This is a genomic window from Enterobacter sp. RHBSTW-00175 (assembly GCF_013927005.1).
GTDB lineage: Bacteria > Pseudomonadota > Gammaproteobacteria > Enterobacterales > Enterobacteriaceae > Enterobacter.
In genome coordinates this window covers 5,059,692-5,073,760 of record NZ_CP055930.1, presented here as the reverse complement: position 1 = coordinate 5,073,760, position 14,069 = coordinate 5,059,692, and the positions used below count along the sequence as shown (strand labels likewise).

The 14,069-nt window shown below is 52.3% G+C and carries 13 protein-coding genes and 1 pseudogene; 10 read left to right on the top strand and 4 right to left on the bottom strand.

Annotated elements, in window-relative coordinates:
* Positions 1–65: 65 nt before the first annotated feature.
* From rnm to rluB, 3 genes are all read left to right on the top strand, one after another.
* Positions 66–947, top strand: coding sequence for an RNase RNM (rnm, locus tag HV107_RS24540; protein WP_182061313.1), 882 nt, complete (start codon positions 66–68; stop codon positions 945–947).
* Entirely contained in the window at positions 944–1,564 is a 621-nt protein-coding gene (locus HV107_RS24535) for an L-threonylcarbamoyladenylate synthase (protein WP_182061312.1), read from the top strand. Before rnm ends, HV107_RS24535 begins: the two co-directional genes overlap by 4 nt.
* A gap of 96 nt (positions 1,565–1,660) precedes the next feature.
* The gene (gene rluB, locus HV107_RS24530) at positions 1,661–2,536 is read left to right on the top strand and encodes a 23S rRNA pseudouridine(2605) synthase RluB (RefSeq protein ID WP_014070506.1); all 876 of its coding nucleotides are present in this window, start codon (positions 1,661–1,663) and stop codon (positions 2,534–2,536) included.
* 36 nt (positions 2,537–2,572) lie between these two features.
* On the opposite strand, the gene cobO is transcribed toward rluB, so the two are convergent.
* On the bottom strand, positions 2,573–3,163 hold the full coding sequence (gene cobO, locus HV107_RS24525; RefSeq protein ID WP_166715519.1) for a cob(I)yrinic acid a,c-diamide adenosyltransferase: 591 nt from the start codon (positions 3,161–3,163) through the stop codon (positions 2,573–2,575).
* Positions 3,160–3,921, bottom strand: coding sequence for a YciK family oxidoreductase (locus tag HV107_RS24520; RefSeq protein WP_182061311.1), 762 nt, complete (start codon positions 3,919–3,921; stop codon positions 3,160–3,162). Before HV107_RS24520 ends, cobO begins: the two co-directional genes overlap by 4 nt.
* A gap of 251 nt (positions 3,922–4,172) precedes the next feature.
* On the opposite strand from HV107_RS24520, the gene sohB reads away from it, so the two are divergent.
* On the top strand, positions 4,173–5,219 hold the full coding sequence (gene sohB / locus HV107_RS24515) for a protease SohB (protein ID WP_182061310.1): 1,047 nt from the start codon (positions 4,173–4,175) through the stop codon (positions 5,217–5,219).
* A 34-nt stretch (positions 5,220–5,253) separates the two neighbouring features.
* On the opposite strand, the gene HV107_RS24510 is transcribed toward sohB, so the two are convergent.
* Positions 5,254–5,505 (bottom strand): YciN family protein, encoded by a 252-nt coding sequence (locus tag HV107_RS24510; protein WP_014070502.1) that lies wholly within the window; start codon positions 5,503–5,505, stop codon positions 5,254–5,256.
* 399 nt (positions 5,506–5,904) lie between these two features.
* On the opposite strand from HV107_RS24510, the gene topA reads away from it, so the two are divergent.
* The 6 genes and pseudogenes from topA (at position 5,905) to acnA (ending at position 13,395) form a co-directional block, all read left to right on the top strand.
* The gene (gene topA, locus HV107_RS24505; protein ID WP_182061309.1) at positions 5,905–8,502 is read left to right on the top strand and encodes a type I DNA topoisomerase; all 2,598 of its coding nucleotides are present in this window, start codon (positions 5,905–5,907) and stop codon (positions 8,500–8,502) included.
* Between the two features lie 187 nt (positions 8,503–8,689).
* A complete protein-coding gene (gene cysB, locus HV107_RS24500; RefSeq protein WP_006175683.1) occupies positions 8,690–9,664 on the top strand; it encodes an HTH-type transcriptional regulator CysB in 975 nt (324 codons plus the stop codon).
* 338 nt (positions 9,665–10,002) lie between these two features.
* Positions 10,003–10,143: a YmiA family putative membrane protein gene (locus tag HV107_RS24495; RefSeq protein WP_220458422.1), complete on the top strand. Its 141-nt coding sequence runs from the start codon at positions 10,003–10,005 to the stop codon at positions 10,141–10,143.
* 2 nt (positions 10,144–10,145) lie between these two features.
* Positions 10,146–10,316 (top strand): hypothetical protein, encoded by a 171-nt coding sequence (locus tag HV107_RS24490; RefSeq protein WP_182061308.1) that lies wholly within the window; start codon positions 10,146–10,148, stop codon positions 10,314–10,316.
* A 138-nt stretch (positions 10,317–10,454) separates the two neighbouring features.
* A pseudogene (gene ymiC, locus HV107_RS27435) lies at positions 10,455–10,544 on the top strand (small membrane protein YmiC); the annotation flags it as partial.
* A gap of 175 nt (positions 10,545–10,719) precedes the next feature.
* Positions 10,720–13,395: an aconitate hydratase AcnA gene (gene acnA / locus HV107_RS24485; protein ID WP_182061307.1), complete on the top strand. Its 2,676-nt coding sequence runs from the start codon at positions 10,720–10,722 to the stop codon at positions 13,393–13,395.
* Positions 13,396–13,438: 43 nt separating this feature from the next.
* Here the strand turns inward: acnA and ribA are convergent, their stop codons facing one another.
* On the bottom strand, positions 13,439–14,029 hold the full coding sequence (ribA, locus tag HV107_RS24480) for a GTP cyclohydrolase II (RefSeq protein ID WP_182061306.1): 591 nt from the start codon (positions 14,027–14,029) through the stop codon (positions 13,439–13,441).
* Positions 14,030–14,069 lie beyond the last annotated feature (40 nt).

Genomic DNA, 14,069 nt, shown 5'->3' with positions numbered 1-14,069 from the left:
AGAATTTCGCGGCAAGCCGTTATCATAGGTCTCTAAGATGTTATTAACCTGTGATGGGATGTGCTTTGAGCGACAACACCTACGCCGTAATTTACGATTTACACAGCCACACTCAGGCTTCTGATGGCCTGCTGACGCCCGAAGATCTCGTCCACCGTGCCGTTGAAATGCGCGTTGGCACGCTGGCGATAACCGATCACGACACAACAGACGCCATTCCTGCGGCGCGGGCCGAAATTGCCCGCAGCGGTTTACCGCTAAACCTGGTCGCAGGTGTGGAGATCTCAACTCTCTGGGAAAACCATGAGATTCATATCGTTGGCCTGAACATCGATACAGAACATCCTGCAATGTGCGCATTTTTGCAAGAACAAAAAACGCGCCGTAACCTGCGCGCAGAGATGATTGGCGAGCGCCTGGAAAAGGCGCATATCCCGGGGGCGCTGGAAGGGGCTCAGAAGCTGGCGAACGGCGGTGCCGTTACGCGCGGTCATTTTGCCCGTTTTCTGGTTGAGGCCGGTAAAGCCACCACCATGGCCGACGTGTTTAAAAGATACCTGGCGCGTGGGAAAACCGGTTACGTTCCGCCACAGTGGTGTACAATAGAACAAGCTATTGATGTGATTCATCATTCTGGTGGCAAGGCAGTGCTGGCCCATCCTGGGCGGTATAATCTTTCTGCTAAATGGCTGAAAAGACTGTTGGCTCACTTCGCCGAGCGCGGAGGAGACGCGATGGAAGTCGCACAATGCCAGCAGGCACCCAACGAGCGTTCGCAGCTCGCGACCTATGCCCGCCAGTTTGGGCTGCTTGCGTCACAGGGCTCTGATTTCCATCAGCCTTGTGCGTGGATAGAGCTGGGTCGCAAGCTCTGGCTACCCGCAGGCGTAGAGCCTGTCTGGCAGCTCTGGGAACAGCCAAAGCAACTTGAAGAGAGGGAAGTATGAGTCAGTTTTTCTATATTCATCCAGATAACCCGCAACCTCGTCTGATTAATCAGGCTGTGGAGATTGTCCGCAAGGGGGGCGTTATCGTTTACCCGACCGATTCTGGTTACGCGCTTGGCTGCAAAATTGAAGACAAAGGGGCGATGGAGCGTATCTGCCGCATTCGCCAGTTACCAGACGGCCATAATTTTACGCTGATGTGCCGCGATCTCTCTGAGCTGTCCACCTATGCTTATGTTGATAACGTGGCGTTTCGTCTGATCAAAAACAACACGCCGGGTAACTACACTTTTATCCTTAAAGGGACAAAAGAGGTTCCGCGCCGTCTGTTGCAGGAAAAACGAAAAACCATCGGGATGCGCGTTCCTTCTAATCCGATTGCGCAGTCGTTGCTGGAGACGCTCGGCGAGCCGATGCTGTCAACGTCACTCATGCTGCCTGGCAGCGAATTTACCGAGTCCGACCCGGATGAAATCAAGGATCGGCTGGAGAAGGTGGTTGACCTGGTGATTCACGGCGGATACCTCGGACAGCAGCCGACAACTGTTGTTGATCTGACTGACGATGCGCCGGAAGTGATTCGCGAAGGCGTGGGTGATGTTAAACCTTTCTTGTAAAGGTGTAAGCAGCTATACTACGCGGCCATCAAAACGGGGCGCAGCCGTGTTTTGACCTGATTCGACGCCTGTGAAGGCGACACCTGAGGAAGCTCAATGAGCGAGAAGTTACAGAAAGTGCTGGCGCGCGCCGGCCACGGTTCACGCCGTGAAATCGAAGCCATTATTGAAGCCGGTCGCGTGAGTGTGGACGGTAAAGTCTCCACGCTGGGCGACCGCGTAGAAATCGTACCGGGACTGAAGATCCGTATTGACGGTCATCTTATCTCGGTAAAAGAGTCCGCTGAACAGATCTGCCGCGTGCTGGCCTATTACAAGCCAGAAGGTGAGCTGTGTACCCGTAATGACCCGGAAGGTCGCCCGACAGTGTTTGACCGTCTGCCTAAGCTGCGCGGCGCTCGCTGGATTGCCGTGGGTCGTCTGGACGTGAACACCTGCGGTCTGCTGCTGTTTACCACTGATGGTGAACTGGCAAACCGCCTTATGCACCCAAGCCGTGAAGTTGAACGTGAATATGCGGTGCGTGTTTTTGGCCAGGTTGATGAGAACAAACTGCGCGACCTGTCGCGTGGCGTGCAACTGGAAGACGGCCCGGCGGCGTTCAAGACCATCAAATTTACCGGTGGTGAAGGGATTAACCAGTGGTACAACGTCACCCTGACTGAAGGCCGTAACCGCGAGGTTCGTCGTCTGTGGGAAGCGGTAGGTGTGCAGGTGAGCCGCCTGATCCGCGTACGTTATGGCGACATCCTGCTGCCAAAAGGTCTGCCGCGTGGTGGTTATACTGAGCTGGATTTAACCCAGACTAACTACCTGCGTGAACTGGTCGGCCTGACGCCGGAAACCACCTCTAAAGTGGCGGTTGAAAAAGATCGTCGTCGCATGAAGGCGAACCAGATCCGCCGTGCGGTAAAACGTCACAGCCAGGTGAGCAATAATCGCCGTTCTGGCAGCCGTAATAACAACGGTTAACATCTAAAGCCCGGTCTTATCAACCGGGCTTTTTTCTTAGTAATCAATCCCGATCTGGGCTTTGATACCTGCATCGAAAGCGTGTTTTACCGGGCGTAATTCGCTGACGGTATCGGCTATTTCCAGAATGTCCCGATGGCAACCGCGCCCCGTTATAATCACCGTCTGGTGCGCAGGGCGAGCCTGTAATGCAGCCAGTACGGCATCCAGTGGCAGGTAGTCGTAGGCCACCATATAGGTGATTTCATCCAGCAACACCATGTTCAGCGTGGGGTCCGCCAGCATTCTTTTCGCGTGTTCCCAGACGGCCAGACACGCGGCTGTATCTGTTTCACGGTTTTGCGTGTCCCAGGTAAACCCGGTCGCCATAACCTGAAATTCGACGCCGTGCGGCTCCAGCAGGTTACGCTCTCCGTTAGGCCATTCACCTTTAATAAACTGAATAACACCCACTTTCTGACCATGGCCCACTGCACGGGTTGCCGTACCAAACGCGGCGGTGGTTTTACCTTTCCCGTTGCCCGTGAAGACAATAATAATCCCGCGCTCGTCCTGGGCTGCGGCGACACGTGCATCGACCTGTTCTTTCAGACGTTGCTGGCGTTGCTGATGGCGTTCTTCACTCATTGCGAAATCCCCGGTTTACGGCCTGGCTGTGCGTCAAACGTCATACCTGTTTTACGGCGGCTGTCATCGCCCATGAGCCAAAGATAGAGCGGCATAATTTCTGCCGGTGTTTTCAGTTTTTGCGGATCTTCACCCGGGAATGCGCTTGCGCGCATTTTGGTGCGTGTTCCGCCCGGGTTAATGCAATTTACGCGCAGATGGCGACTTTGGTACTCCTCGGCCAGCACCTGCATCATGCCTTCTGTGGCGAATTTCGATACCGCGTAAGCTCCCCAGTTCGCGCGTCCCTGACGGCCAACACTTGAGGATGTGAAGACCAGCGATCCTGAATCAGACTTGAGTAATAAAGGAAGCAATGCTTGTGTCAGGAAAAATGTCCCGTTGACGTTAACCTGCATCACCTGCTGCCAGATCTCCGGCTTTTGTTCATCCATGGGACGAACGTCCCCGAGAAGCCCGGCGTTGTGTAACACACCGTCGAGGCGTGAGTGGTGTGTTGCTATCCGCTGTGCAAGCTCCTGGCACGAATCAGGCGTGCAGGTCAGTAAATCGAGCGTATACCAGGGGGCTGGCGCGCCGCCTTCGTCTTCTATTTCTTGCGCCACGCCGCGCAGTTTGTCTTCGTTTCGACCCACCAGGATGACGTGTGCCCCGTAGCGGGAGTAGGTCAGCGCAGCTTCACGACCAATCCCGTCGCTGGCACCGGTGACAAGAATGATGCGGTTTTGTAGTAAATCTTTTTGTGGTTGATAGTGCACGGTGACTCCTCTGGACGCTGCACGTCGGTAGCGCCTGCTTTTTATCACTTTTCGGCTTTATGCCCGAAATAGCATGAGAATTCAATCAGTCTACAGGACGCTTCTCTGTGAAATTAACAATTTGCAAATATTTCATCCAGTAACGGAGATTCCTGAAGGCGGCTCGCACAGGTATTGTCACGAGCAAGACGCCTGACAATGGCTGTTGTACACTGGCGGGGAAGAATCGTGGTTAAATCAAGGTGGAACACGTGGAATTACTTTCTGAATATGGGTTGTTTTTAGCCAAAATCGCGACGGTGGTGATTGCCATTGCGGTAATCGCGGTATTACTCGTTAACCTGACCCAGCGTAAACGTCAGCGTGGCGAATTGCGGATCACCCGCTTAAGCGAACAGTATAAGGAGATGCAAGAAGAGATGTCTCTGGCGTTGCTGGATAGCCATCAGCAAAAACAGTGGGCAAAAGTGCAAAAGAAAAAGCACAAGCAGGAAGCTAAAGCGGCAAAAGCGAAAGCAAAATCACATCTCCCGCAGGATGATGTTAAACCACGTGTCTATGTTCTCGATTTTAAAGGCAGTATGGATGCACATGAAGTGTCTTCCTTACGCGAAGAGGTAACGGCAGTACTTGCTGTTGCGAAGCCAAAAGACCAGGTGGTATTGCGTCTTGAAAGCCCGGGTGGCGTTGTGCATGGCTACGGCCTGGCGGCGTCTCAGCTCCAGCGTCTGCGGGATAAACAGATTCCGTTAACTGTTGCCGTGGATAAAGTGGCTGCGAGCGGTGGCTACATGATGGCATGTGTGGCCGACAAAATTGTTGCTGCGCCGTTTTCAATCATTGGCTCCATTGGCGTTGTGGCGCAAATTCCGAATTTTAACCGCTTCCTGAAAAACAAAGAGATCGACATTGAGCTGCATACCGCCGGACAGTACAAACGCACGCTAACGCTGCTGGGTGAAAACACCGAAGAGGGGCGTCAGAAGTTTCGTGAAGACCTTAATGAAACCCATCATCTTTTTAAAGACTTTGTGCAGCGTATGCGCCCAACCCTGGATATTGATCAGGTTGCAACCGGGGAGCACTGGTACGGTACGCAGGCTCAGGAAAAAGGACTGGTGGATGATGTCGGCACCAGCGACGATCTGTTGTTAGGGCTGATGAATGGCCGCGAGCTGGTCGGCGTGCGCTTCGCACAGCGTAAACGACTGCTCGACCGGTTTACCAACAGCGCCGCAGAGAGCGCAGACCGCCTGTTGTTACGCTGGTTACAACGCGGACAAAAACCGCTGCTGTAAACGAAAACGCGAGGCATCTGCCTCGCGTTTTGCGTTAATCGACCAGGTGATACTTCTCGGAAAGCGTATGCGCCAGGTATTTAAACATGTTAAACACCGCGGTGCTTTTCGGGGTGGGTAACCCTTGCTCATCAAGGAAATATTCGCCGCTGAACACCAGTACGCCATTTCGTTGCTCTACACCGGTCGCTTCGATGCCAGCGAGGGTGTCTTCATGGTTGCGAATCAGCTTGTTCGCTTCAATAAGCAGAGATGCTCGGTCAATTGGTTGGGTTGTATTCTGCATAATCCACTCCTTAAACAGTGACAATAGTCTACGCCGGAGGGGCTTTGGGGGCAAATTTTCCCTGTTATCTGAGGGGGTAAGCACGGTTGCGGTGGCTGGCGGGAATCGCTATTACATGCTAATAAAGTTGCGTAACGAATTTTATCAGGTACAGTGTGCGCTTTCGTCATTCTGGCAACAGAATTGCTTGACATTCGAGCGGGAATTCGTCACGAATTAACGTCTATCTGAGAAAAATACCCGATAACTCAATCACCTGGACGTCATCTTTCTGACGCAGGGTAAGACAAAGGGGTTGATATCCCCTGACGCAGTCTCAATATCAAGAGCTCGTCGTCAGCGGAAGGGAAATCAACGTGCGGCGTATTCCTGGAAGAATTAAATTAGGTAAAGGTGAATATGGGTAAAGCTCTCGTCATCGTTGAGTCCCCGGCAAAAGCCAAAACGATCAATAAGTATCTGGGTAATGACTACGTGGTTAAATCCAGCGTTGGTCACATCCGCGATTTGCCGACCAGTGGCTCAGCCAGCAAAAAGAGCGCAGACTCTACCTCCACCAAAGGGGCTAAAAAGCCTAAAAAGGATGAACGTAGCGCGCTTGTCAACCGCATGGGTGTTAACCCGTGGCACAACTGGGATGCACAATATGAAGTGCTGCCAGGGAAAGAAAAGGTCGTCAATGAGCTGAAGCAGCTTGCTGAAAAAGCCGACCACATCTATCTCGCAACCGACCTTGACCGCGAAGGGGAAGCCATTGCATGGCACCTGCGGGAAGTCATCGGTGGCGACGAAAAACGCTACAGCCGTGTAGTGTTTAACGAAATTACGAAAAATGCGATTCGCCAGGCGTTTGAAAAGCCAGGTGAGCTGAATATCGACCGCGTAAATGCTCAGCAAGCACGCCGCTTTATGGACCGTGTTGTGGGCTATATGGTTTCTCCGCTTCTGTGGAAAAAGATTGCCCGTGGTATGTCAGCAGGGCGCGTTCAGTCCGTTGCAGTGCGTCTGGTTGTTGAACGCGAGCGCGAAATCAAAGCGTTTGTACCAGAAGAGTTCTGGGAAGTTGACGCCAACGTCACCACACCAGGCGGTGATGCGCTGCCGTTGCAGGTAAGCCATCACAACGACAAACCGTTCCGCCCTGAAAATCGCGAGCAGACAATGGCTGCCGTCGCGTTGCTGGAAAAAGCACGCTATCAGGTTCTGGAGCGCGAAGATAAACCGACCAGCAGTAAGCCTGGTGCTCCTTTTATTACGTCTACATTGCAACAGGCGGCGAGCACGCGTCTGGGCTATGGCGTGAAGAAAACCATGATGATGGCGCAGCGCTTGTATGAAGCGGGCTACATCACCTATATGCGTACTGACTCTACCAACCTGAGCCAGGATGCAGTCAACATGGTGCGTGGTTATATCAGCGACAACTTCGGCAAAAAATATCTGCCGGAAGGTCAAAATCATTACGCCAGCAAGGAAAACTCCCAGGAAGCGCACGAAGCGATTCGTCCTTCTGACGTGTCCGTACTGGCTGAATCGCTGAAAGATATGGAAGCCGATGCGCAGAAGCTGTATCAGCTGATCTGGCGTCAGTTTGTGGCGTGCCAGATGACGCCAGCCCAGTACGACTCCACCACTCTGACTGTGGGTGCAGGTGATTTCCGCCTGAAAGCGCGTGGGCGTATCCTGCGCTTTGACGGCTGGACGAAAGTGATGCCTGCGCTGCGTAAAGGCGATGAAGACAGAACCTTGCCTGCGGTGAACAAGGGCGATGAACTGTCTCTGGTCGAACTGGTACCGGCGCAACACTTCACCAAACCGCCTGCGCGTTTCAGTGAAGCGTCACTGGTTAAAGAGCTGGAAAAACGTGGAATTGGCCGTCCATCAACGTATGCGTCAATTATCTCGACAATCCAGGATCGTGGTTACGTCCGCGTTGAAAGCCGTCGTTTCTATGCAGAAAAGATGGGTGAGATTGTTACTGACCGCCTGGAAGCTAACTTCCGCGAGCTGATGAACTACGATTTCACCGCGCAGATGGAAGACAGCCTTGACCAGGTCGCCAGCCATCAGGCTGAGTGGAAAAAGGTACTCGACAGCTTCTTTAGCGACTTTACCCATCAACTGGATAAAGCCGAGAAAGATCCAGAAGAAGGCGGAATGCTGCCGAACCAGATGGTGCTGACCAGTATCGACTGCCCAACCTGTGGTCGTAAAATGGGTATCCGTACTGCCACGACCGGCGTCTTCCTGGGCTGTTCAGGCTACGCGCTTTCACCGAAAGAGCGTTGCAAAACGACCATTAACCTGGTGCCAGAGAACGAAGTGCTCAACATTCTTGAGGGCGACGATGCTGAAACAAACGCCTTGCGTGCGAAGCGTCGTTGTAAGAAATGTGGCACCGCGATGGACAGCTATCTGATCGATCCGAAACGTAAACTGCACGTCTGCGGTAATAACCCAACGTGTGATGGGTATGAGATCGAAGAGGGCGAGTTCCGCATTAAGGGTTATGACGGCCCAATCGTTGAGTGTGAAAAATGTGGCTCCGAAATGCACCTGAGAATGGGGCGTTTTGGTAAGTACATGGCCTGTACCAACGACGAGTGTAAGAACACCCGTAAGATCCTGCGTAACGGCGAAGTTGCACCGCCGAAGGAAGATCCGGTTCCGCTGCCAGAGCTGCCGTGTGAGAAATCAGACGCCTACTTCGTACTGCGTGACGGTGCCGCTGGGGTCTTCCTTGCAGCGAATACCTTCCCGAAATCGCGTGAAACCCGTGCGCCACTGGTGGAAGAGTTGTATCGCTTCCGCGATCGCCTGCCGGAGAAACTGCGTTATCTGGCCGATGCGCCTCAGCAGGATCCCGAAGGTAATAAGACAGTTGTGCGTTTTAGCCGTAAAACCAAACAGCAGTATGTTGCCGCTGAGAAAGAAGGTAAAGCGACTGGCTGGTCAGCCTTCTTTGTTGACGGTAAATGGGCTGAAGGCAAAAAATAATCTGCACTTACCGTAACTTACCTGTAAAAGGGCCGGTCTTCCGGCCCTTTTTTATTACGTCGTTATTATTTTTTGTTCCGTACTATACAGTCAGGCTATAAATGATATAGTGGTTATAGTTAACCCGTTTCTTATTATCAAATCGTCTTAAACGATTGACCGCGTGCGCTAAATCGGATGGTCCGGCATGAAACTACAGCAGCTTCGCTATATCGTTGAGGTGGTAAATCACAACCTTAACGTCTCTTCTACCGCTGAAGGTCTATATACCTCTCAACCCGGCATCAGTAAGCAAGTTCGAATGCTGGAGGATGAACTCGGTATTCAGATTTTTGCCCGTAGCGGTAAACACCTCACTCAGGTTACGCCCGCGGGGCAGGAGATAATCCGTATTGCCCGTGAAGTGCTTTCTAAAGTCGATGCAATTAAATCGGTTGCAGGAGAGCACACCTGGCCTGACAAAGGTTCGTTGTACATTGCCACCACCCATACGCAGGCGCGTTATGCCCTGCCAGGGGTGATTAAGGGCTTTATCGAGCGTTACCCGCGCGTATCATTGCATATGCATCAGGGCTCACCCACGCAAATCGCTGAAGCGGTGTCAAAGGGCAACGCAGATTTCGCCATTGCCACAGAAGCGCTGCATCTTTACGACGACCTGGTGATGCTGCCGTGCTACCACTGGAATCGCTCGATTGTGGTTACGCCCGACCACCCGCTGGCCGGTAAGGGCTCGGTGACTATTGAAGAGCTGGCGCAATATCCGCTGGTGACCTATACCTTCGGGTTTACCGGTCGTTCTGAGCTGGACACTGCATTTAACCGTGCAGGTTTAACGCCGCGGATCGTCTTCACGGCCACTGACGCAGACGTGATTAAAACCTATGTCCGGCTGGGGCTTGGGGTAGGGGTCATTGCCAGCATGGCGGTTGATCCGGTATCCGACCCTGATTTAGTCCGTCTTGATGCGCATGATATTTTCAGCCATAGCACAACCAAAATTGGTTTCCGCCGCAGCACCTTCCTGCGCAGCTATATGTATGATTTTATTCAGCGCTTTGCGCCGCATTTAACGCGCGATGTCGTAGATACCGCCGTAGCTCTGCGTTCCAATGAAGACATCGAAGAGATGTTTAAAGACATTAAGCTCCCTGCCAAATAATCACTCCCGGTATCTTTCCATTACGGAAAGATACCGATATATCCGCTTAAACCTAAATCAGAATTATCATCATCTGCACTTCGCTGACATATAATGTCATAACCCATTTTATTTATAAGGCTTTACTGTCGCGAATTTGCGACAAATGTAGAAAGTAAATTCCGACTGCGCAAATAATTCTTTTCAATTATTTATTTCTGGTCAAAAGATTGAATATTTAACCTGCGCCGCTGCGTAAATTCACTGGCTTTTCAGCTAAAGTTTCTTTAGGATTTATCTCAACTGATAATTACTTGTACCAATTGTTTGGTATCAAAATGATAAGCGATGTCGATTGTATGAGGTTAGCAATGCCGTCAGGAAGTGAAGAACCGCAAAGGGACCCTGCGCTTAAACGCAAAGCCTGGCTGACGGTCTTTGTTGTCTCTGCCCTGTTTTGGGTGGTGGTTGCTCTCCTGGCCTGGAAATATTGGGGTTAACTATGACAGTGACGGTACGTACAGAATCGGTCAAACAGATGTGTCAGCATCGTGACAGTCGCCGCAAAGCGCGTAAAGAGCCGGCTACCAGTGTTCCAGCCTCATGGGAACTCACTCCCCAGCAGAAGGCCTTTATTGATATCTTCGCTGAAGACGAACCTAAAAAACAATAATTTGGTTTTGAGCGTTATTACGCGAATAGTCCGAAGAATGTCTCTGCGCTTTTGTACTCTTTTATAAATACACATCAGCAATATAGTACTGAGGAACTCACTCAGGATCACTAATTAATAAAGTCTGGTGTTGCTATGATGAATAACGTGAGAACTCTCAAATACTGGTCGTGGATAGGCGTTTTTTCGTTGTCGATTCTCTTCTGGTGTCAGCTTGTCTGGCTAACCTTTTTACTGATTGATAAAACCTCGCTACGGCGGGGTTTTTTGTTTTTTACCCGCCTTCTTCACTCGCGACAATTTATCAATTTGGGTTGTTATCAAAACGTTACATCCACCATGTGTTATCTTTAATTACGGCCCTGGAATTTATCAGGGTATCTCTGTAATTAAGGAGGAGCTTATGTCGTTAACCCTACGCGAAGCCAGTAAGGACACGTTGCAGGCAGAAAACAAAACCTGGTATTACTACAGTTTGCCGCTGGCTGCCAAAAGCCTTGGGGACATTTCGCGGTTACCCAAGTCGCTGAAAGTTTTACTGGAAAACCTCTTACGCTGGCAGGATGACGATTCTGTCACTGCGGATGACATTCATGCACTGGCAGGCTGGCTAAAACATGCCCACGCTGACCGGGAAATTGCCTATCGCCCTGCGAGGGTGCTGATGCAGGACTTCACGGGTGTACCTGCCGTTGTTGATTTAGCCGCCATGCGGGAAGCCGTAAAACGTCTTGGTGGAAATACGGCGAAAGTAAACCCGCTATCCCCGGTGGATCTGGTTATTGACCACTCCGTCACTGTCGACCGCTTTGGTGACGAGGGTGCGTTCGATGAGAACGTGCGTCTGGAGATGGAGCGAAATCACGAGCGCTATGTCTTTCTGAAGTGGGGACAACAAGCTTTCAGTCGGTTCAGTGTCGTGCCACCCGGCACCGGCATTTGCCACCAGGTTAACCTGGAGTATCTGGGGAAAGCCGTCTGGAGCGAGTTACAGGGTAAAGAGTGGATCGCATACCCCGATACGCTGGTGGGCACCGATTCGCATACCACCATGATTAATGGCCTGGGTGTGCTGGGCTGGGGTGTTGGGGGGATTGAAGCTGAAGCCGCGATGCTCGGGCAGCCGGTTTCAATGCTAATACCCGACGTAGTGGGTTTTAAACTCAACGGCAAGCTCCCTGAGGGTATTACTGCCACGGATCTGGTGCTGACAGTCACTCAGATGCTGCGCCAGCATGGTGTGGTCGGCAAATTTGTTGAGTTCTACGGTGACGGCCTTGATTCACTGCCGCTTGCCGACCGTGCCACTATTGCCAATATGTCGCCAGAGTATGGTGCAACCTGCGGCTTTTTCCCGGTTGATAATGTCACGCTGGAATATTTACGCCTGAGTGGGCGCACAGAAGAGCAGGTGGCGCTCGTAGAGGCTTACACCAAAGCGCAGGGGATGTGGCGCAACCCGGGCGATGAGCCGGTCTTTACCAGCACGCTGGAGCTTGATATGGGCTCCGTAGAGGCAAGCCTGGCAGGGCCAAAACGTCCGCAGGATAGGGTGGCGCTACAAAACGTACCAAAAGCGTTTGCGGCCAGTAACGAGCTGGAGCTTAACGCAGCGCAAAAAGATCATCGCCCGGTAGATTATGTTCTGAACGGGCAAACCTGGCAGTTGCCGGAAGGCGCAGTTGTCATTGCGGCAATTACCTCCTGTACCAATACCTCTAACCCGAGCGTGCTGATGGCCGCGGGTCTGCTGGCGAAAAAAGCCGTAGAGCTAGGGTTAAAACCGCAACCGTGGGTGAAAGCGTCGCTGGCTCCGGGGTCGAAAGTGGTATCCGATTATCTGGCCAAGGCAAAGCTCACACCGTATCTGGACGAACTTGGGTTTAATCTTGTGGGATACGGATGTACCACCTGTATCGGGAACTCAGGGCCCCTGCCTGAGCCTATTGAGCTGGCGATAAAACAGGGTGATCTGACGGTTGGGGCTGTTTTGTCCGGTAACCGCAATTTCGAAGGCCGTATTCACCCGCTGGTGAAAACTAACTGGCTGGCATCACCTCCGTTGGTTGTGGCTTATGCGCTGGCCGGCAACATGAACATCAATCTGGTTTCCGACCCGCTTGGCCAGGACAGGAACAACCAGCCGGTTTACCTCAAAGATATATGGCCGACATCGCAGGAAATTGCGCGCGCGGTTGAGCAGGTTTCTACCGAAATGTTCCATAAAGAGTACTCGGAAGTGTTTGAAGGCACGCCTGAGTGGAAAGCCATTGCGGTAGAGGGGTCTGACACCTACGCCTGGCAGGATGATTCGACTTATATCCGCCTGTCGCCTTTCTTTGATGAGATGCAGGCTCAGCCTGCGCCGCTGAAAGATATCCAGGGGGCGCGCGTGCTGGCAATGCTGGGCGACTCCGTTACCACAGACCATATCTCTCCGGCAGGCAGTATAAAAGCCGACAGCCCTGCAGGGCGCTATCTGCAAGGACGTGGTGTGGAGCGCAGGGACTTTAACTCGTACGGTTCGCGTCGTGGTAACCATGAGGTCATGATGCGCGGTACGTTTGCCAATATTCGTATCCGCAATGAAATGGTACCGGGCGTGGAAGGGGGCATGACTCGCTATCTGCCAGGAACGGAAGTGGTATCGATTTATGATGCGGCGGTCAGTTATCAGCAGGCGGGTGTTCCACTCGCGGTTATCGCCGGTAAAGAGTACGGTTCCGGCTCAAGCCGTGACTGGGCGGCAAAAGGACCGCGTCTGCTGGGTGTACGGGTGGTTATTGCCGAGTCATTTGAACGTATTCACCGTTCGAATCTGATTGGTATGGGGATTTTGCCACTTGAGTTCCCGCAGGGCATGACGCGCAAAACGCTGGGGTTGACCGGGGAGGAGCAGATAGACATCAGTGGATTGCAAAATCTGCAACCGGGTAAAACTGTGCCGGTGAAGCTTACTCGTGCTGACGGGAAAACAGAAATGCTTGATTGCCGGTGTCGCATCGATACCGCAACAGAGCTGACGTATTACCAGAATGACGGCATCCTGCATTATGTGATTCGGAAGATGCTGGATTGATTGAACGTGCCCGGCGCGAATTATCGCGCCGGGCTTACAGCAATTATTCGCTTAACAGATGGCCCATTTTCGCGGCTTTGGTGTCGAGATAGTGGGCATTTTTCGGATTACGCCCCACAATCAGCGGTACACGTTCAACAATATTGATGCCGGCTTCCGTCAGGATCTCAACTTTACGCGGGTTGTTCGTCAGCAGACGCACTGCATCCACACCCAGCAGCTTGAACATATCTGCACACAGGGTGAAATCACGCTCATCGGCGGCAAAACCGAGTTGATGGTTAGCTTCGACCGTATCGTAACCCTGATCCTGAAGGGCGTAAGCACGGATTTTATTCAACAGACCGATATTACGACCTTCCTGGCGGTGATAGAGCAGAACCCCGCGACCTTCCTCCGCGATGTGCGTCAGGGCCGCTTCCAGCTGGAAACCGCAGTCGCAGCGCAGGCTGAACAAGGCATCGCCAGTCAGACACTCCGAATGGACGCGAGACAACACCGGCGTCTGCCCTGAAATGTCGCCAAACACTAAGGCGACGTGATCCTGTCCGGTTGCCAGTTCTTCAAATCCCACCATCAGGAAATCGCCCCATGGGGTTGGCAGTTTGGCTTCTGCCACACGTTTAAGCTGCATGTGATTCTCCAGAGTATGCTGACACGTTTCGTGTCTTTCG

Bases quoted from the DNA above. Each gene is read 5' to 3' on its own strand.
- HV107_RS24535 (WP_182061312.1), top strand. From the start codon at position 944: ATGAGTCAGTTTTTCTATATTCATCCAGATAACCCGCAACCTCGTCTG.
- rluB (WP_014070506.1), top strand. From the start codon at position 1,661: ATGAGCGAGAAGTTACAGAAAGTGCTGGCGCGCGCCGGCCACGGTTCA.
- cobO (WP_166715519.1), bottom strand. From the start codon at position 3,163: ATGAGTGAAGAACGCCATCAGCAACGCCAGCAACGTCTGAAAGAACAG.
- HV107_RS24510 (WP_014070502.1), bottom strand. From the start codon at position 5,505: ATGCAGAATACAACCCAACCAATTGACCGAGCATCTCTGCTTATTGAA.
- topA (WP_182061309.1), top strand. From the start codon at position 5,905: ATGGGTAAAGCTCTCGTCATCGTTGAGTCCCCGGCAAAAGCCAAAACG.
- cysB (WP_006175683.1), top strand. From the start codon at position 8,690: ATGAAACTACAGCAGCTTCGCTATATCGTTGAGGTGGTAAATCACAAC.
- HV107_RS24495 (WP_220458422.1), top strand. From the start codon at position 10,003: ATGAGGTTAGCAATGCCGTCAGGAAGTGAAGAACCGCAAAGGGACCCT.
- HV107_RS24490 (WP_182061308.1), top strand. From the start codon at position 10,146: ATGACAGTGACGGTACGTACAGAATCGGTCAAACAGATGTGTCAGCAT.
- acnA (WP_182061307.1), top strand. From the start codon at position 10,720: ATGTCGTTAACCCTACGCGAAGCCAGTAAGGACACGTTGCAGGCAGAA.
- ribA (WP_182061306.1), bottom strand. From the start codon at position 14,029: ATGCAGCTTAAACGTGTGGCAGAAGCCAAACTGCCAACCCCATGGGGC.